The sequence below is a fragment of the Pseudomonas batumici genome, from assembly GCF_036585405.1.
In the GTDB taxonomy this organism is placed as follows: domain Bacteria; phylum Pseudomonadota; class Gammaproteobacteria; order Pseudomonadales; family Pseudomonadaceae; genus Aquipseudomonas; species Aquipseudomonas batumici.
Window position 1 is genome coordinate 2,869,362 of sequence record NZ_CP144470.1, and the last position, 25,331, is coordinate 2,894,692.

Here is a 25,331-nt window from a genome sequence, read left to right on the forward strand (position 1 = left end):
AGTTCTTCACGTCGTAGCTTTGGTGAGCTTATTGAGCTAATTCGCGTATCAGCTCAAATCAGCTCACAACTGAGCTGATTTGAGCCATAATGAGCTCATTATGAGCTGATATCAGACCTTCCCACATGGCCAGTACCCCCCACGATCTCATCGCGGCTCTTCAACGCCGAGCCCAAGGCAGCAATCCCTGGATCAGCTCAAGCGAACTGCTGAGCGAAGTGAATATCAGTTGGTCCACGATCAAGCGCCATCTGGACGACCTGGTCAGTTCGGGCGAAGTCATTCGGGAAGGTAAAGCACGCGCCACTCGCTATCGGCTGGCCGACAGCAACGCCGTCCAGCTACCCAACACTAGTACGGCCTCCACATCAGAGACAGGCCCTGTCTGGTCAACTGAAAGTCAGGCATTGCGCAAGGCTCTGCTGCAACCTCTGGGCACGCGCAACGCAGTCACCTACCAACGCACCTTCGTGGACAGCTACGTCCCCAACCAGACCTCGCTACTGCCAACATCACTCGCCAAGACCCTGATGGAAGAAGGACGAATGCGCGGCCAACAACCTGCCGGCACTTATGCACGCAAGGTACTGGAGCCCCTGCTCATTGACCTGTCCTGGTCCTCTTCGCGCCTGGAAGGTAACCGCTACTCCTTGCTCGCCACCGAGGAACTGTTCAAGAGTGGCGCCAGCGGCGGAGACCTGGATGCGGTGATGCTGCTCAACCACAAGGCGGCCATCGAGTTCATGGTCGACGCCGTCCCCACCTATGGCCTGACCACTCCCGTGATCCAGAACCTGCACGCACTCCTGATGCAGGATCTACTGGCCGACCCGGGCGGCCTGGGCACTATTCGCCAGAAAGTCGTCAACATCAGCGATACCACCTACCTGCCCAGCCAGGTCCCTTCCCTGCTGGGCGAAATGCTCGAATGCATCCTGGAGAAGGCCAGGCAGGTCAAGAACCCGGTCGAGTCCGCCTTCTTCCTGTGGATCAACCTGGCCTACCTGCAACCGTTCGACGACGGCAACAAACGCACGAGTCGCCTGGCAGCCAACATTCCCTTGATGCTGTACAACAGCGCGCCGCTGTCCTTTCTGGATGTGGATGTACAGGATTATGCGCACGCCATGATGGGAGTCTATGAACACCTGGATGTGTCGCTGGCCGCGGACCTGTTCGAATGGGCCTATCGCCGCTCGATCAGAAAGTACGAAGTGACCCTCGAAGCCATGGGCAAGCCAGATCCCGTTCGGGTGCAATTCAGGGAAGCGCTGAATGAGTCCATTGGCGCCATTGTGCGTGATGGCAAGACCTGTGAAGAGGCCATAGCCGACTTGTCGCTGCCCCCCGATCAGGCACAACTGCTACGCCCCTTGCTGCTGGACGAACTCAAGTTGCTGGAGGTTTTCAACTGTGCGCGTTATCGGCTGACGATGATGCACACCCAACGCTGGATCGAGGCCGGCCGCCCTTCGTAGCTCCGTGCCTTCGGCCTTGAGCAACGGCCAAGTCGCTCAACGCCGAAGTACCGCGGCAACGCTTACTTCAGGTTGCCGCTGAGGAACTGCTGCAAACGCTCGCTCTTCGGATTGCCCAGCACCGCTTCAGGTGCGCCCTCCTCCTCCACTCGCCCCTGATGCAGGAACAGCACCTGATTCGAGACTTTGCGGGCAAAGCTCATTTCGTGGGTCACCATGATCATGGTCCGGCCTTCTTCGGCCAAGCCCTGGATCACCTTGAGCACTTCACCCACCAACTCCGGGTCGAGCGCCGAGGTTGGTTCGTCGAAGAGCATGACTTCCGGCTCCATCGCCAAGGCGCGGGCAATGGCGACACGCTGCTGCTGACCGCCCGACAGGAACGCCGGGTACTGATCCGCCACGCGGGCCGGCAGGCCAACCTTGTCCAGGTAACGTCGAGCCCGGTCCTCGGCCTCCTTCCTGGCGACACCCAGCACCCGGCGCGGGGCCATGGTGATGTTTTCCAGCACGGTCATGTGGCCCCACAGGTTGAAGTGCTGGAACACCATCGCCAGACGGGTGCGCAGGCGTTGCAGCTCGGCATCGTCGGCCACGTGCATGCCATGGTGGTCCTTGACCATGCGAATCTGCTTGCCGTCCAGGCTCATGGCGCCGTCATTGGGGGTTTCGAGAAAGTTGATGCAACGCAAAAAGGTGCTTTTGCCCGAGCCGCTGGCGCCGATCAGGCTGATCACGTCACCGGTCTTGGCTTTCAGTGAAACTCCCTTGAGCACTTCGTGGCTACCGTAACTCTTATGCAGTTCTTCAACAGTCAATTTATACATGTGCGCAAGCATCCTCTAAGGGAAAATGGGTCGCCGCTGCGTAGACGTCACAAGCGGCGACAAAGCCCACGGCGGGGCGCTAAGTCCTAGTGGGCCGGGCCCAGAAAAGCCAGCCAACGACGTTCGGCAACGCGGAACAGCCCCACCAACGCAAAGGTGACCATCAGGTAGATCAGCGCGGTCACGGCAAACGTCTGAAAGGTCATAAAGGTCGCCGCGTTGGCGTCCCGGGCGATTTTCAGGATATCCGGGACGGTGGCGGTGAAGGCCACGGTGGTCGAGTGCAGCATCAGGATCACTTCGTTGCTGTAGTAGGGCAACGAGCGACGCAGGGCCGAGGGCATGATCACGTAGGCGTAGAGCTTCCAGCCCGTCAGACCGTAGGCCTTCGCGGCTTCGACTTCGCCGTGGTTCATGCTGCGGATCGCCCCGGCGAAAATCTCCGTGGTGTAGGCGCAGGTGTTCAGGGCGAAGGCGAGGATGGTGCAGTTCATCGCATCGCGAAAGAACGCATCGAGCATCGGTTGCGCACGGACCGCGGCCAGGCTGTAGATCCCGGTGTAGCAGATCAGCAGCTGTATATACAGCGGCGTGCCACGAAACAGGTAAGTGTAGAACTGCACCGGCCAGCGCACGTAGAACCTGGGTGAAACCCGAGCAATCGACAGGGGGACCGACACCAGGAAACCGAAGAAAATCGAGGCGCTGAGCAGCCACAGCGTCATGGCCAGGCCGGTGGTGTGGTAGCCGTCGCTATAGAGGAAGGGCTTCCAGTATTCCTGCAGTAGTTCGATCATCGTACAGCCTCCCGGGAACCTGCCGCGTAATGCCGTTCGAGCCAGCGCAGGACGTAGTTCGAAGCGCTGGTAATCACCAGGTAGATCAAGGCGGCGAGTACCAGGAAGTAGAACAGTTGATAGGTGCTTTTACCGGCGTCCTGAGCGGCCTTGACCAAATCCGCCAGGCCGATGATCGACACCAGCGCGGTAGCCTTGAGGATCACCATCCAGTTATTGCCGATGCCCGGCAGGGCGAAGCGCATCATTTGCGGAAAGATCACGAAGCGGAAACGCTGGGCGCGGGTCAGGCCATAGGCGGTGGCGGCTTCGAGCTGTCCGCGAGGTACGGCGAGGATCGCGCCACGGAAGGTCTCGGTGAAGTACGCGCCGTAGATGAAGCCCAGGGTGATGACCCCGGCACCGAACGGATCGATCTCGATGTAGTCCCAGTCCAGCGCCTCGGTGAAACTGGTCAACCAGGTCTGCAGGCTGTAGAAAATCAGCAGCATCAGCACCAGGTCCGGCACCCCGCGAATCAGCGTGGTGTAGAGCTGGGCCGGAATCCGCAACAGTTTGACGCTGGAGAGCTTGGCACTGGCGCCGACCAGGCCGAGCAGAACGCTCAACAACAGCGACAGTATCGATAGTTTGACGGTCATCCAGAAGCCTTCCAGCAACAGAGGGCCAAACCCCTTCAAGCCGAACGTGGAAAGCCCGAGTGTCTGTAACAGTGCTTCGAACATGATTCAGGACCTATAGCGATAAAAAAGCGCCCGTCCCGGGGACGGGCACCGGGGCCTTACTTGCCGCTGTAGAGACTCATATCACCGAAGTGTTTCTTCTGGATCGAGTCGTAGGTACCGTCATCGTGTAGCGCCTTGATGCCTTTATCGAGAAGGGCCTTGAGCTGTGCGTTGCCCTTGGCGAGACCCACCGCTGTCTTAGCGGGCAGCAGCTCGCTGTCGACCGGCTGGCTGACCTCGAAATCAGCCCCTTGCGCCGACTTCAAGAAGCTCAGTTTGGCTTGCAGCATGTCCTGGATCGTGGCGTCGAGGCGACCGGACAGCAAGTCCGCGTAAACCTGGTCCTGGTTGGCATAGGCCTTGGTTTCCACCCCGGCCTTGTCCAGCACGGCCTTGGCGTAGGCTTCCTGGATGGTGCCCTGCTCGTAGCCGACTTTCTTGCCCTTGAGCGAGGCCACGTCAGAAACGCCGGAGCCTTTCTTGTAGACCAGCGCGGTCGGGCCGGAGAACAGCTCGCTGGAGAAGTCGATGGCTTTTTCGCGGACCGGCGTCACGGTCATGGAGGAGATCACGCCGTCGAACTTGTTGGCCTTCAGGCCCGGGATCATGCCGTCGAAATCGCTTTCGACCCATTTGCACTTGACCTTCAGCTCGGCGCAGATCGCGTTGCCCAGGTCGATGTCGAAGCCCACCAGGCTACCGTCGGCCGCCTTGGACTCGAACGGCGCGTAGGAGGGGTCAACGCCAAAACGCAGCTCCTTGTATTCCTTGGCCGTGGCTACGCCGGCGGCCACGCACAGAGTCAAGGCAGAAAGGGTCAGCAATGTTCTTTTCATTATTATCAATTCCTAAAACCACTACGGGCGCTTGCGGCGCATGGATGCTGTTACTGGAAGACGTGTGACGCGGTGAATCCGGACCACAAGGCCATGCTGTACGCCAGCCCCTCACAGGTCTCTTACGCACATACACATGCCTGTACATACAAGCATATGCAATCAACCAGCCAACTCATTGAACGGGAGCTGAAGAAACCCTTCAAAGAAAAATGAAGGCCTCTGGAACGGGGCTTTGGGGAATGACCGGGAAAGTTTCGAGGAGTGTCTGGCCGCACTCGAGGCTGTTACCTGAGCCGCGCTTTGCGTCGTATTGATGCATCCGGTAACAATTTTTGAGGGGGCATGACGTGTGGAAATACCCCGCAGTGGGGGCGGCCACCGCGGAGGGAGTGCGTGATTCGAATAGCGAACTGGCTGGCGGGGCGGCCCCGACGCCTATACCCAACCACCATCGACAATGAAGTTTTGTGCCGAACACATGGAGGACGCCTCGGAGGCCAGGAAAAGCGCCATGTTGGCTATATGGAAAGGTTCCACGCTACCGGGCAGGCATTGGCTGCGGCTGATCAGCTCCCTGGCGGCATCGTCAACCCAGAGCGCGAGCTGCTTTTCTGTCATCACCCATCCAGGAACCAGCGTGTTGACCCTGATGCGCCATGGCCCCAACTCCCGTGCCAACGCCCTGGTCATGCCGTGGGTGGCCGCTTTACTGGCCGCGTAGACCGGGTATCCACTGGAGGCCATCATCCAGCCAATGGACCCCAGATTGATGATCGCGCCCTCCCCGGTGGCCTTCATCATGGGGACCACCGCTCGGCTGGCAAAAAAAGCATGCTTCAGATTGACGGAAATCAGCTTGTCGAATGTCTCCGAATCCACTTCATCCAAGGTGTGCCTGACATCATTGGCGGCATTGTTCACCAGGACAGTCACAGGTCCCAGGGTTTGCGCAAAGCGCCCGATCGCCTCTTTGTAAGCGCTCTCGTCAGTGATATCGCAGTGAGCGAACTCGACCCTATGACCCTCAGCCGACAATTGGGCCGCCAGCCGTTCACCTTGGTTTTTGGCCATGTCCACGAACGCCACCTTGGCTCCCTGCCGGGCAAAAGCGCAGACCATGGCTTCGCCAATCCCCGAAGCGCCGCCGGAAATCAATACGGTTTTGTTTTTGAGGTCGGTGTACACGCCTGGCACGCCGGCGCCTGTCTCATGACTCATATGACGGTTACTCCACAGTAGGCACTTCGATTCAAGCAGTTGGACTCAAGGTGTGCTCGGACACTGATGGGACATTCCGACCAGACACCAAATTAGTCTTACTTTATATTGCAAAATCGGCATTTAAGGCTATAAATTTATGGCCGTATCGGCAAAACACTGCAAATTAGTAGAACTATTTCACTCAAAACAACAAAAGGGAGTTCAACCATGCTGCAATCCCGACATCTGCTTTCCGGCCTCGGTCTTTCCCTGATGATGGCCAGCCTCGGCGTCCAGGCCAGTGGCCTGTCCAGCGAACACAAGGCGTTTGGCAAGACCCATGATGGAACCGCCATCGAGCAATATGTGTTGCGCAACAGCCATGGCCTGCAAGCCACGGTCATTACCTACGGCGGCGTCTTGCAATCGTTGAAAGTGCCGGACAAGAACGGCAAGTTCGACGACGTGGTACTGGGTTTTGACGACGTCCAGGGCTATCAGAGCGGCAAGGCGTTCTTCGGCGCCACCATCGGACGCTACGGCAATCGCCTGGCCCAGGGTGCCTTCGAACTGGACGGCAAGCGTTACCAGATGCCGCTCAACGATGGCCCCAACTCGCTGCACGGTGGTGCGCTGGGTTTCGACAAGCGCGTCTGGAAAGCACAACCGGTCAAAACCAAGGACTCGGTCGGCGTGACCTTGAGCTACCTGTCGCCAGACGGTGAGATGGGTTTTCCCGGCAACCTGAAGGTCGAGGTCACCTACAGCCTCAACGACAACAACGAGCTGCGCATCGAGTACAAGGCCTCCACCGACAAATCCACGGTGCTGAACCTCACCAACCACAGTTACTTCAACCTCGCCGGGGCCGGTAACGGGGATGTGCTCAAACAGCTCGCCACCTTGCACGCCAGCCATTACACACCGGTCAACGGCACCTTGATTCCCACCGGTGAACTGGCCCCGGTAGCCGGCACGCCGATGGACTTTCGGCAACCGACCGCCATCGGCCAGCGCATCAAGGACGATCATCCGCAACTCAAATTCGCCGAGCCGAAACAGGGCGGCTTTGACTTCAACTGGGTTCTGGATACCCAGGGTGATGTCAGCCAACTCGCCGCCGACGTGCGTGACCCGCAATCCGGCCGCCGCTTGCAGCTCTACACCAGCGAACCCGGGGTGCAGTTCTACACCAGCAACTTCCTCGACGGCTCGGTCAAGGGCAAGGCTGGCAAGGCCTACGGACACTGGAGCGCATTCACCCTGGAAACCCAGCACTACCCCGACTCGCCGAACCAGCCGGGCTTTCCCAGCACGCGGCTGGATCCCGGCCAGACCTATACCCAGAGCACTGTCCTGAAGTTCTCCGCCGGCTGAGCCTGACCCAGAACGCCCCTGGACCTGTAGGAGCTGTCGAGCCTTGGCGAGGCTGCGATGACGGCGGTACAGTCAACATCGATGTTGTCTGAGCCACCGCTATCGCAGCCTCGCCAAGGCTCGACATCTCCTACATTGAACACATGGAACGCATTGCACATCCCACATTGAACAACCGCGATCAGCGTTGTTTCAGGCGGTCGATCACCACGGCCAACAGCAGGATGGAACCCCGGATCACGTACTGGTAAAACGTGTCGATGTTTTTCAGGTTCATCGCGTTCTCGATGATCGCCAGAATCAACACCCCGGCAATCACGTGCCGAATCATGCCGATCCCGCCGCTCAACGACACCCCACCCAGCACGCAGGCGGAAATCACCGTCAATTCGAACCCCTGGCCGATCATCGGCTGGCCGGAGGTCATGCGCGAAGCCAGGATCACCCCGGCCAAGGCTCCGACAACCCCGTGCACGGCGAAGATGATGATCTTGGTCCGGTCGACGTTGACCCCGGCCAGCAGCGCCGCTTCCTGGTTGCCGCCAATGGCCATGGTGTTGCGCCCGTAGGTGGTGTAGTTGAGCAGCCAGCCAAAAAACAGGAAACAGCCAAGGGTGATCAGGATCGGCACCGGCACGCCGAACAACTGGCCATTGCCATAGATGAAGAACTGGTCCTGGGACACGCCGACGGCCTTGCCGTTGGCAAAGATATAGGCCAGGCCACGCACGATCTGCATGGTCGCCAACGTGGTGATCAGCGCGTTGATCCGCAGCTTGGCAATCACGATCCCGTTGATCAGCCCGACAAGCAGCCCCAGCAGCAGCGCCGCGCCGATACCGAGCAACACGCTGTCGGTGTCGCGCATCACCACCGCGGCAACGACCCCGGCACAGGCAATCACCGAGCCCACCGACAAGTCGAAATGTCCGGACGCCAGGCAATACAACATGGTGCACGCGGCGATGCCGGTGGTGGAAATCGCCAGCCCCAGACCGCGCATGTTCAGGGGCGAGAGGAAGTTGTCGATGAGCAGGGTGCAGAGCACAAAGATCCCCAGCGCCGCCAACAGCATCGCCCAATTATCGAGCAGGGCGCGCACATCCAGGGGTTTGTGCGTCGTCGGCAACGCGTTGTTTTGGGTTGTCATAGTCACCTCTCAGTTCACCTGGCCGTCAGCGCGTTGGCGCGGCAAGGCCAGTTGCAGCAAGTTGGATTCATTGGCCTGTTCGCGGCTCTTCTCGCCCCGCATCACGCCTTCGCAAAGCACCAGGACGCGGTCGGAGACGCCCATCACTTCCATCAGGTCGCTGGACACCACGATCACCGCAATCCCGCTGGCGGCCAGGTTATGGATAATCTGGTAAATCTCGGCTTTCGCGCCGATATCGATACCCCGCGTCGGCTCGTCGAGCAGCAGCACCTTCATCGGCATCGACAGCCAGCGACCCAGAATGGCCTTCTGCTGATTGCCCCCCGACAGGTACATGATTTTCTGCGCCGCATGGGGCGTTTTCACTTTCAACGCCTTGATCTGCTTGTCGGCGTTGCTCTTCTCCCAACCGTCGCGCAACAGCCAACCAAACCGGGAATGAGCGCTGCGTGCACTGATGTTGATGTTCTCGGCCACGCTGGAAAGCGGCACGATGCCTTCCTTCTTGCGGTCCTCGGGACACAGCAGGACACCGGCGGCAATGGCATCGCGCGGCGAGCGCAGCTTCAGTTCCTCACCGCACAGCCGCAGGCTTCCGGCCGTGCTGCGCTCAAGACCGCCCAGCAGGCGCAGCAGCTCGGTGCGCCCGGCGCCGACCAGCCCGAACAGGCCCAGAATCTCGCCTTGATACACCTCGAAACTCACCGGTGAGCGCAAGCCAGGCCCCAATAGACCCTCGACCTTGAGCGCCACCTCGCCCCGCTGACGAGGGCGGTAATCGTAGATGTCCTGAATGTCGCGACCGACCATGCAGGTGACCAACTGATCATGGGTCAGCTGGCTCATGTCCTCGAACGTGCGCACGTAACGACCGTCCTTGAACACGGTCACCGCATCGCAGATCCGGAACACTTCCTCCATGCGATGGGAAACGTACAGCACCACTTTGCCCTCATCCCGCAGGCGCCCGATGATCGTCATCAAGCGCTCGATTTCCCGGGCCGACAGGCTGCTGGTGGGTTCGTCGAAGGCAATCACATGGGCACCACGGGACAACGCCTTGGCGATCTCCACCAACTGTCGTTGCCCCAGGGACAGGCGGCCGAGCTTTTCCAGCGGATCGATTTCATCGGCCAGGCCCTTGAGACAGGCCAGTGCCTGCTCGCGCAAAGCACGGCGGTTGATCACACCGAAACGGGTCGGCAAATGCCCGAGAAACAGATTTTCCGCCACGGTCATTTCCGGCACCAGGTGCAATTCCTGGTGGATGACGGCCACTCCGCTGGCAATGCTGTCGGCGGCGCACTTGAAGACCATCGTCTGCTCACCGATCTGCAGGCTGCCGCTGCTGGGGCTGTAGGCGCCGCCGAGGACCTTGAGCAAGGTCGACTTGCCGGCGCCGTTTTCGCCCATCAGGGCATGCACCTGCCCCGGGTGGGCAGTAAAGCTGATAGCGTCCAGCGCCTTGACCCCGGGAAAGGTTTTGCCAATGCCGTTGAAGCACAGACTGGCGCCAGCACTGTGCTGTTGTTTGTTCAATTGCGCATGCATAACCACCTCATCACACCGATCAGGCAGCCTTGTTGCCAAGGCCGCCGAGGAAAGCAACCGACCTCAGTTCCACAGACCGATCTTTTCCAGTTCCTGCTTGAAGTTGTCGCGCGTGATCAGCGTCACCTTGTCCATCGCGGTGTATTTCGCGGGTTCCTTGCCGGTGGTGACCCACTCGAACATCATGCTCGCGGTGTTGTAGCCCTCAAGGTGCGGGCTGGGCAGCATCGAGCCGAAGAAGCCACTGTTGGGCTTCTTCAATTCGCCGATGGCGTCGGTGCCATTGATGCCGATACCAATGACATTGGCTGCGGCAAAACCGGCGCTTTCGGTAGCGCGCACAGCGCCCAGTACGCTGTTGTCGTTCATGCCGCCGACGATCAGTTTTTTCGCCGCGCCCGGCAGCTTCACCAGTGCCGAGTTGGTGGCGTCCATGCTGCCCGGCACGTCGAGGGTCTTGAGCGGCGCAAACAGGATGTGGTCTTTCGGCAGGCCGGCCTCTTCAAGGGATTTGACTGACCCATCGGTACGCTTCTTGCCGGTGTCGAGCTCATTGTAGGTAGTGATCACCGCATAGGTGTCTTTCCAGTCCCAACCGCGCTTCTTCGCTTCGCCGGCCATGGCGGCGCCCTGCTGCTGGCCCACTTCGAAGGCGGCCATACCGAGGTAGGGCACGTCCTCCATGAACTTGCCGCCGGCATCGACGAAGCGGTCATCCACCGCAATCACTTTCAAATCATTGGCCTTGGCCTTGGCCACGATCGCCGGGCCCAGGGACACATCCGGCGCACAAATCACAAAGCCCTTGGCGCCGTTGGCGGCGAGGCTGTCGATGGCCGAGAGGGTTTTCTCGCCGTCCGGTACGGCGATCTTGATCACGGTAAAGCCCTTGTCCTTACCGGCCTTTTCAGCGAAGGCCCATTCGGTCTGGAACCAGGGCTCCTCCGCTTGCTTGACCAGAAACCCGATCTTCGCGGGCTCGGCGGCCAGCAACAGGCTGCTCAGGCTGACGGCCGATGCCGCCAGGGCAATACAGCACAGGGAACGGATGACGCGACGACGACGATTCATAAGGTGACTCCTTCTTGTTGTTGTGAGTGCGAGTTGTGAACCAGTGCAGCCTGATGCTTGAAATTTATCCTGCAAATCGGTGACAGGTTTTCCCGGCGATATCGACCTCGATGGCCAGCACCGCCCCGTCCAGCGGATGATTGAGCGGGCTGGCGGCACTGGTGATGTACAAGGTGCGCAGATCCTTGCCACCGAACACGCAACTGGTGGGGCGGCTGACCGGAAGCTCGATCACGCGGTCGACCTCGCCGTCGGGTGCCAACCTGAGCAGGCAACCGCCGTCCCAGCGGGCGTTCCAGACATAGCCTTCGGCGTCCATGGCCGAACCGTCCGGGACGCCGCGCGGATGCGGCCCGAACCACTTCCGGGGAGGACCGAGCTGGCCGTCGATAGCGATCGAATACCGATACAGCGTGCCGTCCAGGCTGTCTCCGAAATACACCTGCGTAGCGTCCTCGCTCCACAGCAAGGTATTGGGGATACCCAGGCCACTCAGTAGAGGCGTGACTCGCGCATCGGCGTCGATACGGAACAAGCCACCGGAACGCCGCAGGACCGGCAGGTCTTCGCCCTGCTCGCCGATGTTGTTCTGCATGCTGCCCAGCCAGAGCCTGCCCCTGGCATCGCAACGGGCCTCGTTGGGACGATTGCCCGGTTGCGGATCGGCGACGCAGAGCAAGGTCAGGCGCGGCGCCGTTTGCGTGGAGCCCAGGTCAAGGCGATACACGCCGCTGCTCAGGGTCACCAGCGCATCGCCGCTTTCGCAGGGAATGAACGCCGACACAGGCTCCGGCAGTTGCCAGACCTGCAGATGTTCGCCACTCAGGCGTAATGCCTGCTGACCGGCAATATCGACCCAATACAGGGCCTGGCCGGGCGCGTCCCAGAACGGCCCCTCGCCCAGTTGCGCACGGTGCTCGGTCACTGCGGTCCACGCCATGTAGCCTCCTGGATAATTACTGTTTTTAAGGTGCTGACGAGCTTGCTCGCGTTACAGCCGCTCACGCGATGGCAGTCCATCCACCAGACGTTGAATGTGCAACGGGTTGGCATTTTTCAATGCATCCGGGAGCAAGCTGTCGGGGTAGTTCTGAAAGCACACCGGGCGCAGGAAACGGTCGATGGCCAGGGTCCCCACCGACGTGCCACGGGCATCCGAGGTCGCCGGGAAAGGCCCGCCATGCACCATCGAGTCACAGACCTCGACACCGGTCGGATAACCGTTGACCAGGATGCGACCGACCTTCTGCTCCAGCAACGCCGTCAGTTCGCTGAACTGCGCGAAGTCCGTGGTTTCGCCAATGATCGTCGCCGTCAGTTGGCCATGCATGCCGTGCAATGCGGCGCTGAGTTGTGCCTGATCGGCCACTTCAACGAACACGGTGGTCGGACCGAACACTTCTTCCTGCAGCACTTCATCGCCATTGACCAGCAAACTCGCATCAGCCTTGAACAGCTGTGGCTGCGCCTGATTACCCGCTTGTGGATGGCCGGCCAGGTGCTCGATGCCAGGGTGCGCGAGGAGCCTTTGCAAGCCTTTGCCATAACTGCTCAAGGTGCCGGTGTTGAGCATGGTCTGGGCGGGCTGGTCGCCGATCAGTTGTGCGACCTGCCGAGTGAACGCAGTGAACTGCGGCGAACCGACGCCGATCACCAGGCCCGGGTTGGTACAGAACTGGCCGCAGCCTTGCACCACCGAGGCGGTCAGGTCGCGGGCGATTGTGTCTGCCCGCGCTTGCAGCGCCTGGGGTAGCACGATCACCGGGTTGATGCTCGACATCTCGGCGAACACCGGGATCGGTTGCGGGCGTGCCGCCGCCATGTCGCACAGCGCTCGACCGCCCTTGAGCGAGCCGGTGAAACCGACCGCCTGGATGGCCGGATGCTTGACCAACGCCTCACCGACCCCGGCGCCATAGATCATGTTGAATACGCCGGCGGGCATCCTGCTGGCTTCGGCCGCCCGGATGATCGCATCGGCGACCCGTTCGGCGGTCGCCATGTGCCCGCTGTGCGCCTTGAAGACCACGGGACAACCGGCCGCCAGCGCCGCCGCCGTGTCGCCGCCGGCAGTGGAAAACGCCAGCGGAAAATTGCTCGCGCCAAACACCGCCACCGGCCCCAGGCCAATGCGGTACTGACGCAGATCCGGGCGCGGCAACGGTTGGCGATCAGGCAGCGCCCGATCGATGCGCGCCCCGTAGAAATCGCCACGACGCAGCACGTCGGCGAACAGGCGCATCTGGCCACTGGTACGCTTGCGCTCGCCCTGGATGCGTGCAGCGGGCAACGCGGTTTCACGGCAAACCAGGGCGATGAACTCATCGTCCAGCGCATCCAGTTCATCGGCCACCGACTCCAGGAAATGCGCGCGACGCTGCGCACTCAGGGCGCGATAGGCCGGGTAGGCCGTCGCGGCAGCATGGGCGGCGGCATCGACCTCCTGCGCTGTCGCCTGGTGGAAAGCATGGGGCAATGCTTCGCCAGTCTGCGCGTCGAAGCTCTGGAGGGTCACGGTGCCGGTCGCACTGCGCCGGCCGCCGATGTAGTTGTGACCAAGAATCCGAGTCATGCCTGTCTCCTTAAAGGCTGCCGACCTGACCGGGGGCCAGCTCCGCGTCGCCGCTGGCGATGCCGTTGATCAAGGGCGCGCCGAACTCCGCCTGGCTGATTTCGAACACATCGCCCGGCTGCGTCCGGATACCGTCCGCGAAAGACAGGGTCGCGGTGCCGAAGAAGTGAATGTGTACATCCCCCGGCCGCAGGAACTGACGGTATTTGAAGTGGTGGTATTCAAGGTTTTCCAGGCTGTGGCACATATTGGCTTCGCCACTGAGGAATTCGTTCTGCCACACGACCTTGCCATCACGCAAAATGCGACTGCTGCCGGCCAGGTGCCGGGGCAGTTCACCGACCCGCAATTCAGGACCATAGCTGCAATTGCGTAATTTGGAGTGGGCCAGGTACAGGTAATTCCTGCGCTCCATCACGTGATCGGAGAACTCGTTGCCCACGGCAAACCCCAGGCGATAAGGCTTGCCGTCGTGGCCGATGACATACAGGCCACCGATTTCCGGCTCTTCGCCGGCGTCTTCGGCGAATGGCGGCAGCACGAATGCCTGACCCGGACGCACGACCGTGCTGCCGTCGCCCTTGTAGAACCATTCCGGTTGCACACCGACCTGACCGGCGGCGGGTTTACCGCCTTCCACGCCCCACTTGAAGATCCGCATGGTGTCGGTCATCGCGCTGTCGTCACCGGCCTGCTGATGCATCTTGTCCCGCGCCGCCGCACTGCCCAGGTGGGTCAGACCGGTGCCGCTGACCAGCATATGCGCCGGGTCCGGGTGATCCAGTGGCACCAGTATCCTGAGTTCGGCCAGCAATTGCGCATAATCGTGACTGCCCCCCAGACCGAGGCGTTGGACCTGCTGCCGCAGATCGACGCCTGCCTCGATGGCGGCCAGCGCCAGCTCGCGTACCGTGCGCGCGGATTGCACTTCACGGACCAGACCGTCCTCGACCACGCCGACCCGGCGCTCGCCGTTACTCAATTCGAACTGAACTAAACGCATGCACCTTCTCCTGATTGCGGGCTCAGGAAAAGCTTTGGTTTCAGCGTGATGCGACGAATCGGTCGCAGCTCCTGACCCATGGGATCGATCTCCGATTGTTGTTTTTATAGAAGCTCGGGGGACGCCTCTCGCGGAAAACCGCCAGGGTCATACCTCAGTTGCAAACGACTATATAGTATTACTATTTACCCAACAAGACTTCCAAACCTGAGATTTTGCGCTTATGTTAAGGCCAGAAAAGAACAATATAGTCTTACAATAAGAGATCTAGCCATGTCTGATAAAAAACCCGACCTGCGCTCCGCCCAGTGGTTTGGTACCGCCGACAAGAACGGTTTCATGTACCGCAGCTGGATGAAGAACCAGGGCATTGCCGACCATCAGTTCCATGGCAAACCCATCATCGGGATCTGCAACACCTGGTCGGAGCTGACCCCGTGCAACGCACACTTCCGCCAGATTGCCGAGCATGTCAAACGCGGGGTGATCGAGGCCGGCGGCTTTCCCGTGGAGTTCCCGGTGTTCTCCAACGGCGAGTCGAACCTGCGCCCCACCGCCATGCTCACCCGCAACCTGGCGAGCATGGACGTCGAGGAAGCCATTCGCGGCAACCCGATCGACGGCGTGGTGCTGCTGACCGGCTGCGACAAGACCACGCCGGCGCTGCTGATGGGTGCCGCCAGTTGCGACGTCCCCGCCATCGTCGTCACCGGCGGGCCGATGCTCAATGGCAAGCACAAGGGCCAGGACATCGGCTCGGGCACCGTGGTGTGGCAACTCAGCGAACAGGTCAAGGCGGGCACCATCAGCCTCGACGACTTCCTCGCCGCCGAGGGCGGCATGTCTCGCTCGGCGGGGACCTGCAACACCATGGGCACCGCCTCCACGATGGCCTGCATGGCCGAGGCCCTGGGCACCTCCCTGCCCCACAACGCGGCGATCCCGGCGGTGGATGCGCGCCGTTATGTCCTGGCGCACATGTCCGGGATGCGCGCGGTGGAGATGGTTCGCGAAGACTTGAAACTGTCGAAGATCCTCACCAAGGAGGCCTTCGAAAATGCCATTCGCGTCAACGCCGCCATCGGTGGCTCAACCAATGCGGTGATTCACTTGAAAGCCATCGCCGGGCGTATTGGCGTCGAGCTTGAGCTGGATGACTGGACCCGCATCGGTCGCGGCATGCCGACCATAGTCGACCTGCAACCGTCCGGGCGTTTCCTGATGGAAGAGTTCTACTATGCCGGCGGCCTGCCGGCCGTGCTGCGCCGCCTCGGCGAAGCCAACCTGATTCCCCACCCCGACGCTTTGACCGTCAATGGCAAGTCGATCGGCGAGAACACCCGAGAGGCACCAATCTACGGCCAGGACGAAGTGATCCGCACGCTCTCCAACCCGATCCGCGCGGACGGTGGCATCTGCGTGCTGCGGGGCAACCTGGCCCCTCTCGGCGCCGTGCTCAAGCCTTCCGCCGCCAGCGCCGAACTGATGCAACATCGCGGCCGCGCGGTGGTGTTCGAGAACTTCGACATGTACAAGGCGCGGATCAATGACCCGGAACTGGACGTCGATGCCCACTCGATCCTGGTGATGAAAAACTGCGGTCCCAAGGGTTATCCCGGCATGGCGGAAGTGGGCAACATGGGCTTGCCGGCCAAATTGCTGGCCCAGGGTGTCACCGACATGGTGCGGATTTCCGACGCGCGCATGAGCGGCACAGCGTACGGCACCGTGGTCTTGCACGTCGCCCCGGAAGCGGCTGCCGGCGGACCGTTGGCCGCCGTGAAGGAAGGCGACTGGATCGAACTCGATTGTGCCAATGGGCGTCTGCACCTGGACATCCCGGACGCCGAACTGGCGGCGCGCATGGCCGACCTGCAAGCGCCACAGAACCTGATCGTGGGCGGCTATCGCCAGCTGTACATCGACCACGTGCTACAGGCGGACCAGGGCTGCGACTTCGACTTTCTGGTGGGTTGCCGCGGCGCCGAGGTGCCGCGTCATTCACACTGAGAGTGAATCGGTTCAGGCGTGCAGGAGCGCCTGATAGAGACGGCAGCGATGTTATGATGCCGCGTATTTCGTCAGAGCAGCGTCCCTGTCATGGATCAGCAGTCCCCCAAGCCACGCAAGAGCCGGCATGCCCAGATCGTCCAGGAACTGGGCATGCACATTGTCTCCGGACGCCTCAAGCCGGAAGAACGATTGCCCCAGGAAGCAACGCTGTGCGAGACCTATCAGGTCAGCCGGTCGGTGCTGCGCGAAGCCACCCGGGTGCTGAGCGCCAAGGGGCTGGTGTACTCCAAGCCACGGGTCGGCGCGGTCGTGCGTCCACGTTCGAAATGGCACCTGCTGGATCCCGACGTGCTGTCCTGGCTGATGCAGTCGACGCCTCACAGCGAGTTCTTCAACACCTTGTCGGGCGTGCGCCGAATCCTTGAGCCGGAAATCGCCGCCATGGCCGCCACCACGGCCACCGACGCCGACATCGCGGTCATCGAAAAAGCCTACCAGGCCATGGAAGCGGCACAGACCCACGAGAAGCTCTTGCAGGCGGACCTGGATTTTCACCATGCCATTGCCGACGCGACCCGCAACGACCTGCTCGCCTACATGTGCAATATGCTTTCGCTGCCGCTGCGCGAGTCAATCAGCATCACCAACCAACGCCCCGACATCCAAAGGCTCAGCCTGCCCCGGCACAAGGCGATACTGACCGCCATCAAGAACCGTGACGCCCTCGGTGCCCGGCATGCCTCGCTGGTGCAACTTGACGATACCCGTGTCGCCCTGGATACCGTGATGAATGTGCTCACCCCGCTGTAACGCAGGCCCGGCTCAGGCCTTGGCCCCCAACTCCGCGGAAAGCCGGGCAGCGGCCTGTTTGATCAACGGGATCAGCTCGGCCATTTTCTCCAGCGGCATATAGGGTACGGTGCTGGCGATGCTGATCCCGGCGACGATTTGCCGACTGGCATCGCGTACCGGCGCCGCGACACAGCGGATCGACGGTTCGTTGTCTTCCAGGTCAAAGGCGTAGCCGCCCGCCACGTACTCCAGCATGCGTTGCTGAAATTGCTCCCAGGATGGCTCCGGGCGTTGCGGCCATGAGAGGTTTTGCCCGCCCGCCGGCAAGCTGATCCGATACAGGCGCTGCCACTCCTCTGGCGAGCAATCGAGTATCAGCGCCTTGCCGATCCCGGTGCGCGCCAAGGGCATGCGATGCCCGACCCGCGAACGCATTTCCGGACCATTGCGCCCGGGATTCTTGTGCAGGTACAGCACGTCGTCGTCTTCACGAATCGCCAGGTGAATGGTATCGCCGGTCAACGCCGACAACTCGTCCAGATACGGTCCGGCGAGGGTCACCAGCGGCAGCGCTTCGCGCGCCTGGAACCCCAGCTCGATCAGCTTGGGCCCGAGCAGATAACCGATTTGCGGCACGACCCGCAGATAGCGCTCCTCCACCAGGCAACTGGCCAGTCGGTGGGTGGTGCTGCGGGTGGTGCCGATCAGCCGGGCAATTTCCTTGAGGTCGCGGGCACCGCTGGCCACGGCCTGAACCACCCCCAGACCGCGTAGCAGCGTCTGGGTACCCGTCGGCGCGGCGTCCTTGGCGTTTTTTGCGACGTCTTCCTGCATATCCGGCCTTCAACAATGAGCGAGGGAACCGGCGGCATTATGGTCGCCCGGTCTTGCGCTTGCTAGAGCTCGATCCGCGCCACTTTGCCCACCAGCAACACGTAGGACAGCGCACCGATCAACGCCAGCCCGGCTATATAGGTGATCGCCGGGGCGAAGGAGTCGCCGCTGGCGAGAAAGCCGATCACGATCGGCGTGGCGATCGCCGCCAGATTGCCGATGCAGTTGAACACGCCACCCGTCAGCCCCAACAGGCGTGCCGGCGCCAGGGTCGAGACCAGCGACCAACTGATCGAGGCCAACCCGTTGCCGAAAAACGCCAGTGCCAGGAAGGCAATCACCCACGACGTCGATTCGACAAAGTTGGCGCCGATGATCGCGGTGGAAATCAGCAACCCGCCAATGATCGGCAACTTACGGGCAAAGCCGACCGTCGCGCCGCGGCGGATCAGCCAGTCGGAGAAGAACCCCGAGCAGAGCACGCCAATGAAGGCCGCGAGAAACGGCAGCGACGCCAGCAGGCCGGACTTGATGAAATCCATGCCGCGATATTTCACCAGATAGGTCGGAAACCAGGTCAGGAAAAACCACAACGTCGAATTGAGGCAGAACTGTCCGAGGTAGATGCCCCACAACTTGCGCTGGCTCAACACGATGCCCAGGTCCGTCCAACTGAAGGGCGCCTTGCGCCGACTCGTCTCGGCCTGGATATCCACCAGCCCGCCGCCCTCACGGATAAGCTCGATTTCCGCCAGATTGGCCCCCTTGAAATCCCGAGGCTCGCGATACACCGCGTACCACACGACCGCCCAGAGAATCCCCACCGCACCGGTGCTGACGAACACCATGTGCCAGCCGTATTGATGTTGCAGCCAGGCCAATACGGGCGTCAGAAAGGCCAGTCCGACGAACTGCCCGGAGGTGTAGAAACCGATGGCGGTGGCGCGCTCACGCTCGGGAAACCAGGTGGTCACCACCCGGCTGTTGATCGGATAGGCAGGCGCTTCCAGCGCACCCACGGCCATGCGCAGGACGAACAGCGCGATGAAGCTGGCGGCGAAACCGAGCATCACCGTGGCCGCCGACCACAGCAGCAGCGCGACGCTGTAGAGGAGGCGCGGCGGCACCCGGTCCACCAGCCAGCCACCGGGGATCTGCATGGCGGCGTAGGTCCAGCCGAACGCCGAGAAGATCAGCCCGACATGGATCGGATCGATACCCAGTTCGCTGGTCAGCGCCGGGGCCGCGATCGACAGGTTGCTGCGGTCCAGGTAGTTGATCACCACGGTGATGAACAGCAGCACCATGATGAAAAAACGCTTGCGGCTCGGCGTCAGCAACGACGCCTGCCCGGTAAAGACTTCCGGTTGCATGGGGAGTGCCTCTTCTTATGATTATTGAGGGCGTTGCTCCGCAAAAATGCGGCTGGCCGAGCACTGCCTTTCCCACCGTTGACGGGTGTTGAATCAGCCGGGGATTACCACTCGGCAAAACTGCCATCGGCATGGCGCCAGATCGGGTTGCGCCAGCGGTGGCCGATGGCGGCGCGCTCAGCCACATATTCCTCATTGATCTCGATGCCCAGGCCCGGGCCGTTGGGGATCTTCACGAAGCCCTGGTCATAGTCGAACACCCGCGGATCCTTGACGTAGTCCAGCAGGTCATTGCTTTCGTTGTAATGGATGCCCAGGCTCTGCTCCTGGATAAAAGCGTTGTAGCAAACCGCGTCCAGTTGCAGGCACGCCGCCAGGGCAATCGGGCCCAGCGGGCAATGCAGCGCCAGCGCCACGTCGTAGGCTTCGGCCATGTTGGCGATCTTGCGGGTTTCGGTGATGCCGCCGGCATGGGAGGCATCCGGCTGGATGATGTCGACGTAACCTTCGCTGAGCACCCGTTTGAAATCCCAGCGGGAAAACAAGCGCTCCCCCAGCGCGATCGGCGTGCTGGTCAGCGGCGCCAGTTCTTTCAACGCCTCATAGTTCTCGCTGAGCACCGGCTCTTCGATGAACATCAGTTTGTAGGCGTCGAGCTCCTTCATCAGCACCTTGGCCATGGGCTTGTGAACCCGGCCATGGAAGTCCACACCGATGCCGATATTCGGCCCCACCGCATCACGCACGGCGGCCACGTTGGCCAGCGCCAGATCGACTTTTTCGAAGCTGTCGACGAATTGCAGCTCTTCGGTACCGTTCATTTTCACCGCGGTGAAACCACGCTCGACGGCGTCCCTGGCCGCCCGGGCGGTGTCGGCCGGACGATCGCCGCCGATCCACGAGTACACCCGAATCCTGTCGCGGACCTGACCGCCCAGCAGATCGCTGACCGACACCCCCAGGGCCTTGCCCTTGATGTCCCACAGCGCCTGGTCGATCCCGGCCAGGGCGCTCATGTGCACCGCGCCGCCACGGTAGAAACCGCCACGATAGAGCACGGTCCAGATATCCTCGATGTTGCGCGGATCCTTGCCGATCAAGTAATCCGACAGTTCATCAACCGCCGCCGCAACCGTGTGGGCCCGGCCTTCGACCACGGGCTCGCCCCAGCCGGTCACGCCTTCATCGGTTTCGACCTTGAGGAACAGCCAGCGCGGTGGAACGATAAAGGTCGTCAGCTTGGTGATTTTCATCTTGTTGTCCCTCTTGTTCAGATGCAGCGCACAGGGCGCCAGAAAGTCTTAACGCAACGCGCTCCATGCCTGCACATAAGCTTTGGCGCGGACCGCTACTTCGTCAGGTGCCAGCCCCGGCTTGAACAGCCCGGAACCCAGGCCGAAACCACTGACGCCCGCCTCGACGAACCCCTGCATGTTGTCCGGCGTAATCCCGCCTACCGGAATCAGCAACGTGCCTGCCGGCAGCACCGCCAACCACGCCTTGACCACCGCCGGGCCCATTTGCTCGGCCGGGAACATCTTCAACACATCGGCGCCTTCGGCCAGCGCGGCAAAGGCCTCGGTCGGCGTGGCGACACCCGGCGACAGGGATAGGCCCGCCGCCTTCGCCGCGCGCAAGACCTTGGGGTCGCTGTGGGGCATGACGATCACCTGCCCGCCCGCCGCCTTCACCTGTGCGACCTGTTCCGCGGTCAACACCGTACCGGCACCGATCAGGCAATCAGCGGGCAAACAGCTGCGCAGGATGCGGATACTTTCGTACGGTTCAGGAGAATTGAGTGGCACTTCAATGACGCGAAAACCGGCCTGGTACAACACCTCGCCGATGGCTGCCGCCTCTTGCGGACTCAGGCCGCGAAGGATCGCGATCAGACCGTTTTTCGCCAGTGCTTGCTTGAGCATGTCAGACCTCCTGGTAGGTGAACGCAGGCGCTCAGCCGAGCAGCCCGGCCGCTTCGGCCAGGTGCCATAACCCGCGTTCGGTGGCCTGTTCGGCCAGGCTCACCCGCTCAAAACCGCAGGCATCGAGCGCCCGGCGGTAGCGGGCACAGAGTTGGGAATTGCCGATCAGAATGATCGACGGCAAGGTGGCGCCGTTGCGTCGACGGAGCTGCACACCGGCGAGGGCCACGAGTTCATGGCCAATCAACAAGCCCGAGAGATAGTCGGTTTGTTCGGTCGGGCTCAGCTCGCCCGTCAGACCGAGGCTGCGCGCACTGAACACGGTCGACAGGGGACCGATGTCGCCATCGGTGGACAGCGCCACCTGCACGCCGCGGTCGAACGCATCGCTATCGAAGGCCGCGCCGCGCTGTTGGGTGCGCCCCAGGATGCTGTGTTCACTGAGCACGGCGAACAGCTCGCCGGTCATGAAGGTGTCGAAGTGGATGATGCAGCCGTCGGCCACTTCGACCCATTTCGAATGGCTGCCCGGCAGGCCGATCAGCAGGTTGTCGCCCGCGCTTGCCGGCAGGCTTTGCAGCACGCCGAGGACCTGGGTCTCTTCGCCGCGCATCACGTTCGGCAACCGCGAGCGCTGGATCACGCCGGGCACGATGTGCACATCAACGCCGCGCAGGCTGCGTACGCGGTTCAAGGAGGTGCCCAGATTGGCAACATTCGCCGGGGTGTCGCAGTAAGCGGCCTCGCGCCAACCCTGGGCGCTGCCGACCATGCCGCAGGCGATCACCGCCAGCTCGGGCTGGGCATCGAGCCAGTCACCGCAGGCCTCATCGAAGGCCAATTCGAAACCGTCGGCGCACATCCGGCCCGCGATCATCCTCGGCACGCTGGGCAACTGCATGATGCCCGACGACAGCGAACGCTGTTCGAGCACCTGGCCGCCAGCCGCGAGTTTGTAGGCCCGAAGTGAGGTGGTCCCCCAATCGAGCGCGATCAATTGCGCCTGCATCGCTTCACCTGGAATTTATTGTTGGGCAGTGAGTGCGTAGAGCTGATGCAGGGGACTATAAACCTGGCGCGCGGCAAATCTCAATATATAAATAATCATCCCATATATAGGGATTTTATAAGCAGAACTCCTGAATCAGCTCACAATCAGCTCATGAGTGAGCTGATTGTGAGCTGATTCGAGCCGTCCAATACCTCTACGACTTGAAGCGCCCCACCAGCCCGTTCAGCTCATCCGAGAGGTGCGAAAGCCGGCCCGAGTCCTCTTGCGCGGAGCTGGCCAGGCTTTCCACCAGCCGCGCCTCGTCGTAGATCTGCTGGATATGCCGATTGATCTCCTCGGCCACGCTGTGCTGCTCTTCCGCCGCCGCCGATATCTGCAGGTTCTGATCCCTGATCTCATTGACCGACAACTGGATGCCTTCAAAGCTGTCACGGGCGCTCTCGATCGAGGACACACTGGCACGCGACAGCTCCAGGCAACTTTCCATCTTCTGCGACACTTCCTGGGTCTTGCTGCCGACGGTGTTGAGCAACTGGTCGATTTCCCCGGTGGAGTCGGACGTGCGCTTGGCCAGCGCCCTGACCTCATCCGCGACCACGGCAAAACCCCGCCCCTGGTCACCCGCCCTGGCCGCCTCGATCGCCGCGTTCAGCGCCAGCAGATTGGTCTGCTCGGCGATGGCGCGGATGGTGCCGAGAATCTGGTTGATGCTGCGGCTGCCCTCCTCCAGCTCTACCATGGCCTGGGAAGACTCGCTCAAGCGACGCCCCAGGCGGCTGACGTTCTCGGTGGTCAACTCGATCTGCTGTTTGCCTTCGGCCACACGCTGGTGCCCGTTCTCGGCGGAGTCGGCTGCCGTGCTGCAGGAACGGGCCACTTCGTTGGCGGTCGCGACCATTTCGTTGAAGGCCGTGGACACCAGCTCCACCGCTTCACGCTGACGACCGGCCGCCTGGTTCATGTTGTTGGCCACCTCGCTGTTGACCCGCGAGGCATCCTGCAGGTTGGTCGAGGCGGCGCCGATACGCTGGATCAACTGGCGTATCGCAGCGAGAAACTTGTTGAACCAGCCGGCCAGTTCCGCGGTTTCGTCCTTGCCCTGCACGTTGAGATCGCGGCGCAGATCGCCCTCACCCTCGGCGATCGACTGCAACCCCGTGCTGACCTGGCCGATCGGCTTGACGATGACCTTGGCGAACGCCGCGGCGAGCAGCGCGAAGCACAGCACCAGCACGACCACGATAACCGCCGTCAGGTAGGTCATGCGGGTGGCCGCGCCCATGACTTCGCTGTACTCGATCAAACCGACGTAGCGCCAACCCAGGCCGGGTGAGGTCCAGATATTGGCCATGTACCGGACCCCGTTGATTTGCACCTCGGTGGACCCTTGCGCGGTGGCGGCCAGCTTGGCGTAGGGCTCGCCCAGGTCCTTGAGCGGCTTGAAGTTGTGCCCGGCGTCGCGGGGATCGACCAGCACGGTGCCGTCCTCGATCAGCATCACGTAGCCGCTTTCGCCGAGCTTGATGCTTTTGACCAGCTCGGTGAGGTTTTTCAGCGAAACGCTGACGACAAACACACCCTTGGCCTTGCCCGCGTCGTCGAGCAGTGCCCGGGCGCTACCAACCAGCGCCACGTTGTCCTTGTCGTAGTAGTAAGCGGGGGTTCGCACTGCTTTGCCGGGGCTGGCCATGGCGGCCTTGTACCAGGGGCGCACACGCGGGTCGTAGTTCGCCAGTTGCGGGTCATCCGGCCATTTGGCGTAGCTGCCGTCTTCCAGGCCGATGGAAAGGATGGCGGCCGCCGGATGCGTCGCGCCATAACGCGCGAACAGATCGATGACCTGGCGGGCGGCCGCTGGCAGAGGCTGGCTGGCGGCACCGGCGGTCTCATAGTGCTTTAGGCTGGCGACCGATGTGTATACAGGATCAGTGGCCATTTGATCGACGTTCTGCTGCGTGCCGTCGAAAAACTGCCGGATGTTGCCGTCGATCTGGCGAATTTCACGGGTGCTGCCATCGATAAACTGATCGACCGCCTGGGTCCGTATATTCAGCACCGATATCACTGCCACCAGGCTTACCGGGATGAAAGCGACCAATACAAAGGCAAGGACAAGCTTGTTTTTAATTTTCATTGTGACAATCACCATCCGCGGAAATGAGGTGCGAATGGCCAGACTACACGGGCAAATAGCGATTTGCTACCAAGCCTGCCTCGGCCGATCAAGCAAAATGTTCGCCATGATTTTGCATACAAAAAATTAAAATATTGTTCCGATAATCAGCACCAACCCAAGGCCGAATCCATGAAGTGATTCCGTGATACGGATGGCTGCACAGTTGCAGGTGCAGCAATGTGCCTTTTTTCGGTGCACTCCGACCGGATACTTATAGAGCTAACAATCGGTTTTTTGCCGACGGAATGACTGATAGCGCAAAGCCATTGGTCTGAATCTTGCGTACTTAAAGCGCTTACAGCACGCCCCCTTACAAAGGGGACCGAGAATGGGAAGTTTCGCTACAACGGTTCACCTACAACGCCTCACCGGCGAACTTCCCGGGGTTTCTAACGATGGCAACCGCCACGATTGCACCAAAATCGTGCGCAGCGCCCTAAAGGAGTGGTCGACCATGCACGCTTTTCTATCACCGGGGATTCGACTGCTGGGCCATTTCGGGTTCGCCCGCAAGTTTCAGGTACTGTTCCTGCTGTTCATCGTGCCGCTGATGGGCAGCCTGTACCTGATCGGCCAGGATTACCGCAGCAAGCTGGCACTGATTGCCGAAGAGCAT

General features: G+C 61.3%; 21 protein-coding genes. 4 read left to right on the forward strand and 17 right to left on the reverse strand.

Annotated elements, in window-relative coordinates; all coding sequences use genetic code 11:
- Positions 1-125: 125 nt before the first annotated feature.
- Positions 126-1,478, forward strand: a complete 1,353-nt coding sequence (locus NUH87_RS13005) for a Fic family protein (RefSeq protein ID WP_338526254.1) — start codon at positions 126-128, stop codon at positions 1,476-1,478.
- Between the two features lie 62 nt (positions 1,479-1,540).
- Here NUH87_RS13005 and NUH87_RS13010 read toward each other — a convergent pair whose 3' ends face one another.
- The 5 genes from NUH87_RS13010 to NUH87_RS13030 form a co-directional block, all read right to left on the reverse strand.
- Complete coding sequence (locus NUH87_RS13010) at positions 1,541-2,305, reverse strand: ABC transporter ATP-binding protein (protein ID WP_338526255.1); 765 nt, start codon at positions 2,303-2,305, stop codon at positions 1,541-1,543.
- Between the two features lie 86 nt (positions 2,306-2,391).
- Positions 2,392-3,102 carry an ABC transporter permease gene (locus NUH87_RS13015; protein ID WP_338526256.1) on the reverse strand — a complete coding sequence of 237 codons (711 nt, stop codon included), beginning with the start codon at positions 3,100-3,102 and terminating at the stop codon, positions 2,392-2,394.
- The gene (locus NUH87_RS13020; protein ID WP_040070861.1) at positions 3,099-3,827 is read right to left on the reverse strand and encodes an ABC transporter permease; all 729 of its coding nucleotides are present in this window, start codon (positions 3,825-3,827) and stop codon (positions 3,099-3,101) included. The genes NUH87_RS13015 and NUH87_RS13020 overlap by 4 nt, the downstream gene beginning before the upstream one ends.
- A 56-nt stretch (positions 3,828-3,883) precedes the next feature.
- A complete protein-coding gene (locus tag NUH87_RS13025; RefSeq protein ID WP_338526257.1) occupies positions 3,884-4,663 on the reverse strand; it encodes a transporter substrate-binding domain-containing protein in 780 nt (259 codons plus the stop codon).
- Positions 4,664-5,101: 438 nt separating this feature from the next.
- Positions 5,102-5,884: an SDR family NAD(P)-dependent oxidoreductase gene (locus tag NUH87_RS13030; RefSeq protein ID WP_338526258.1), complete on the reverse strand. Its 783-nt coding sequence runs from the start codon at positions 5,882-5,884 to the stop codon at positions 5,102-5,104.
- 210 nt (positions 5,885-6,094) lie between these two features.
- Between NUH87_RS13030 and NUH87_RS13035 the strand changes: the two genes are divergently transcribed.
- Complete coding sequence (locus NUH87_RS13035) at positions 6,095-7,243, forward strand: aldose epimerase family protein (protein ID WP_338526259.1); 1,149 nt, start codon at positions 6,095-6,097, stop codon at positions 7,241-7,243.
- A 181-nt stretch (positions 7,244-7,424) separates the two neighbouring features.
- On the opposite strand, the gene araH is transcribed toward NUH87_RS13035, so the two are convergent.
- The 6 genes from araH to araD1 form a co-directional block, all read right to left on the reverse strand.
- On the reverse strand, positions 7,425-8,393 hold the full coding sequence (gene araH, locus NUH87_RS13040; RefSeq protein ID WP_338526260.1) for an L-arabinose ABC transporter permease AraH: 969 nt from the start codon (positions 8,391-8,393) through the stop codon (positions 7,425-7,427).
- 9 nt (positions 8,394-8,402) lie between these two features.
- Positions 8,403-9,947 carry an L-arabinose ABC transporter ATP-binding protein AraG gene (gene araG / locus NUH87_RS13045; RefSeq protein ID WP_338526261.1) on the reverse strand — a complete coding sequence of 515 codons (1,545 nt, stop codon included), beginning with the start codon at positions 9,945-9,947 and terminating at the stop codon, positions 8,403-8,405.
- A 63-nt stretch (positions 9,948-10,010) separates the two neighbouring features.
- Positions 10,011-11,018, reverse strand: coding sequence for a substrate-binding domain-containing protein (locus tag NUH87_RS13050; protein ID WP_040070869.1), 1,008 nt, complete (start codon positions 11,016-11,018; stop codon positions 10,011-10,013).
- 64 nt (positions 11,019-11,082) lie between these two features.
- A complete protein-coding gene (locus NUH87_RS13055; RefSeq protein ID WP_338526262.1) occupies positions 11,083-11,958 on the reverse strand; it encodes an SMP-30/gluconolactonase/LRE family protein in 876 nt (291 codons plus the stop codon).
- Positions 11,959-12,009: 51 nt separating this feature from the next.
- Complete coding sequence (locus NUH87_RS13060) at positions 12,010-13,590, reverse strand: aldehyde dehydrogenase (NADP(+)) (RefSeq protein ID WP_338526263.1); 1,581 nt, start codon at positions 13,588-13,590, stop codon at positions 12,010-12,012.
- Between the two features lie 10 nt (positions 13,591-13,600).
- A complete protein-coding gene (gene araD1, locus NUH87_RS13065; protein WP_338526264.1) occupies positions 13,601-14,593 on the reverse strand; it encodes an AraD1 family protein in 993 nt (330 codons plus the stop codon).
- Positions 14,594-14,866: 273 nt separating this feature from the next.
- On the opposite strand from araD1, the gene NUH87_RS13070 reads away from it, so the two are divergent.
- Positions 14,867-16,603 (forward strand): IlvD/Edd family dehydratase, encoded by a 1,737-nt coding sequence (locus tag NUH87_RS13070; RefSeq protein ID WP_040070875.1) that lies wholly within the window; start codon positions 14,867-14,869, stop codon positions 16,601-16,603.
- Positions 16,604-16,693: 90 nt separating this feature from the next.
- A complete protein-coding gene (locus tag NUH87_RS13075) occupies positions 16,694-17,416 on the forward strand; it encodes a FadR/GntR family transcriptional regulator (RefSeq protein ID WP_040070876.1) in 723 nt (240 codons plus the stop codon).
- A gap of 12 nt (positions 17,417-17,428) precedes the next feature.
- Here NUH87_RS13075 and NUH87_RS13080 read toward each other — a convergent pair whose 3' ends face one another.
- From NUH87_RS13080 to NUH87_RS13105, 6 genes are all read right to left on the reverse strand, one after another.
- On the reverse strand, positions 17,429-18,232 hold the full coding sequence (locus NUH87_RS13080; protein ID WP_338526265.1) for an IclR family transcriptional regulator: 804 nt from the start codon (positions 18,230-18,232) through the stop codon (positions 17,429-17,431).
- Positions 18,233-18,294: 62 nt separating this feature from the next.
- The gene (locus NUH87_RS13085) at positions 18,295-19,605 is read right to left on the reverse strand and encodes an MFS transporter (RefSeq protein WP_338526266.1); all 1,311 of its coding nucleotides are present in this window, start codon (positions 19,603-19,605) and stop codon (positions 18,295-18,297) included.
- Positions 19,606-19,709: 104 nt separating this feature from the next.
- Entirely contained in the window at positions 19,710-20,858 is a 1,149-nt protein-coding gene (gene dgoD / locus NUH87_RS13090) for a galactonate dehydratase (protein ID WP_338526267.1), read from the reverse strand.
- Positions 20,859-20,906: 48 nt separating this feature from the next.
- Positions 20,907-21,527, reverse strand: coding sequence for a 2-dehydro-3-deoxy-6-phosphogalactonate aldolase (locus tag NUH87_RS13095; protein WP_338526268.1), 621 nt, complete (start codon positions 21,525-21,527; stop codon positions 20,907-20,909).
- 31 nt (positions 21,528-21,558) lie between these two features.
- Complete coding sequence (locus NUH87_RS13100; RefSeq protein WP_338526269.1) at positions 21,559-22,536, reverse strand: 2-dehydro-3-deoxygalactonokinase; 978 nt, start codon at positions 22,534-22,536, stop codon at positions 21,559-21,561.
- 196 nt (positions 22,537-22,732) lie between these two features.
- Complete coding sequence (locus NUH87_RS13105; RefSeq protein ID WP_338526270.1) at positions 22,733-24,673, reverse strand: methyl-accepting chemotaxis protein; 1,941 nt, start codon at positions 24,671-24,673, stop codon at positions 22,733-22,735.
- Positions 24,674-25,331 lie beyond the last annotated feature (658 nt).

What these genes read in the sequence shown, in the direction of transcription:
- NUH87_RS13005 (WP_338526254.1), top strand. Translation starts at nt 126, where the DNA reads ATGGCCAGTACCCCCCACGATCTCATCGCGGCTCTTCAACGCCGAGCC.
- NUH87_RS13010 (WP_338526255.1), bottom strand. Translation starts at nt 2,305, where the DNA reads ATGTATAAATTGACTGTTGAAGAACTGCATAAGAGTTACGGTAGCCAC.
- NUH87_RS13015 (WP_338526256.1), bottom strand. Translation starts at nt 3,102, where the DNA reads ATGATCGAACTACTGCAGGAATACTGGAAGCCCTTCCTCTATAGCGAC.
- NUH87_RS13020 (WP_040070861.1), bottom strand. Translation starts at nt 3,827, where the DNA reads ATGTTCGAAGCACTGTTACAGACACTCGGGCTTTCCACGTTCGGCTTG.
- NUH87_RS13025 (WP_338526257.1), bottom strand. Translation starts at nt 4,663, where the DNA reads ATGAAAAGAACATTGCTGACCCTTTCTGCCTTGACTCTGTGCGTGGCC.
- NUH87_RS13030 (WP_338526258.1), bottom strand. Translation starts at nt 5,884, where the DNA reads ATGAGTCATGAGACAGGCGCCGGCGTGCCAGGCGTGTACACCGACCTC.
- NUH87_RS13035 (WP_338526259.1), top strand. Translation starts at nt 6,095, where the DNA reads ATGCTGCAATCCCGACATCTGCTTTCCGGCCTCGGTCTTTCCCTGATG.
- araH (WP_338526260.1), bottom strand. Translation starts at nt 8,393, where the DNA reads ATGACAACCCAAAACAACGCGTTGCCGACGACGCACAAACCCCTGGAT.
- araG (WP_338526261.1), bottom strand. Translation starts at nt 9,947, where the DNA reads ATGCATGCGCAATTGAACAAACAACAGCACAGTGCTGGCGCCAGTCTG.
- NUH87_RS13050 (WP_040070869.1), bottom strand. Translation starts at nt 11,018, where the DNA reads ATGAATCGTCGTCGTCGCGTCATCCGTTCCCTGTGCTGTATTGCCCTG.
- NUH87_RS13055 (WP_338526262.1), bottom strand. Translation starts at nt 11,958, where the DNA reads ATGGCGTGGACCGCAGTGACCGAGCACCGTGCGCAACTGGGCGAGGGG.
- NUH87_RS13060 (WP_338526263.1), bottom strand. Translation starts at nt 13,590, where the DNA reads ATGACTCGGATTCTTGGTCACAACTACATCGGCGGCCGGCGCAGTGCG.
- araD1 (WP_338526264.1), bottom strand. Translation starts at nt 14,593, where the DNA reads ATGCGTTTAGTTCAGTTCGAATTGAGTAACGGCGAGCGCCGGGTCGGC.
- NUH87_RS13070 (WP_040070875.1), top strand. Translation starts at nt 14,867, where the DNA reads ATGTCTGATAAAAAACCCGACCTGCGCTCCGCCCAGTGGTTTGGTACC.
- NUH87_RS13075 (WP_040070876.1), top strand. Translation starts at nt 16,694, where the DNA reads ATGGATCAGCAGTCCCCCAAGCCACGCAAGAGCCGGCATGCCCAGATC.
- NUH87_RS13080 (WP_338526265.1), bottom strand. Translation starts at nt 18,232, where the DNA reads ATGCAGGAAGACGTCGCAAAAAACGCCAAGGACGCCGCGCCGACGGGT.
- NUH87_RS13085 (WP_338526266.1), bottom strand. Translation starts at nt 19,605, where the DNA reads ATGCAACCGGAAGTCTTTACCGGGCAGGCGTCGTTGCTGACGCCGAGC.
- dgoD (WP_338526267.1), bottom strand. Translation starts at nt 20,858, where the DNA reads ATGAAAATCACCAAGCTGACGACCTTTATCGTTCCACCGCGCTGGCTG.
- NUH87_RS13095 (WP_338526268.1), bottom strand. Translation starts at nt 21,527, where the DNA reads ATGCTCAAGCAAGCACTGGCGAAAAACGGTCTGATCGCGATCCTTCGC.
- NUH87_RS13100 (WP_338526269.1), bottom strand. Translation starts at nt 22,536, where the DNA reads ATGCAGGCGCAATTGATCGCGCTCGATTGGGGGACCACCTCACTTCGG.
- NUH87_RS13105 (WP_338526270.1), bottom strand. Translation starts at nt 24,673, where the DNA reads ATGAAAATTAAAAACAAGCTTGTCCTTGCCTTTGTATTGGTCGCTTTC.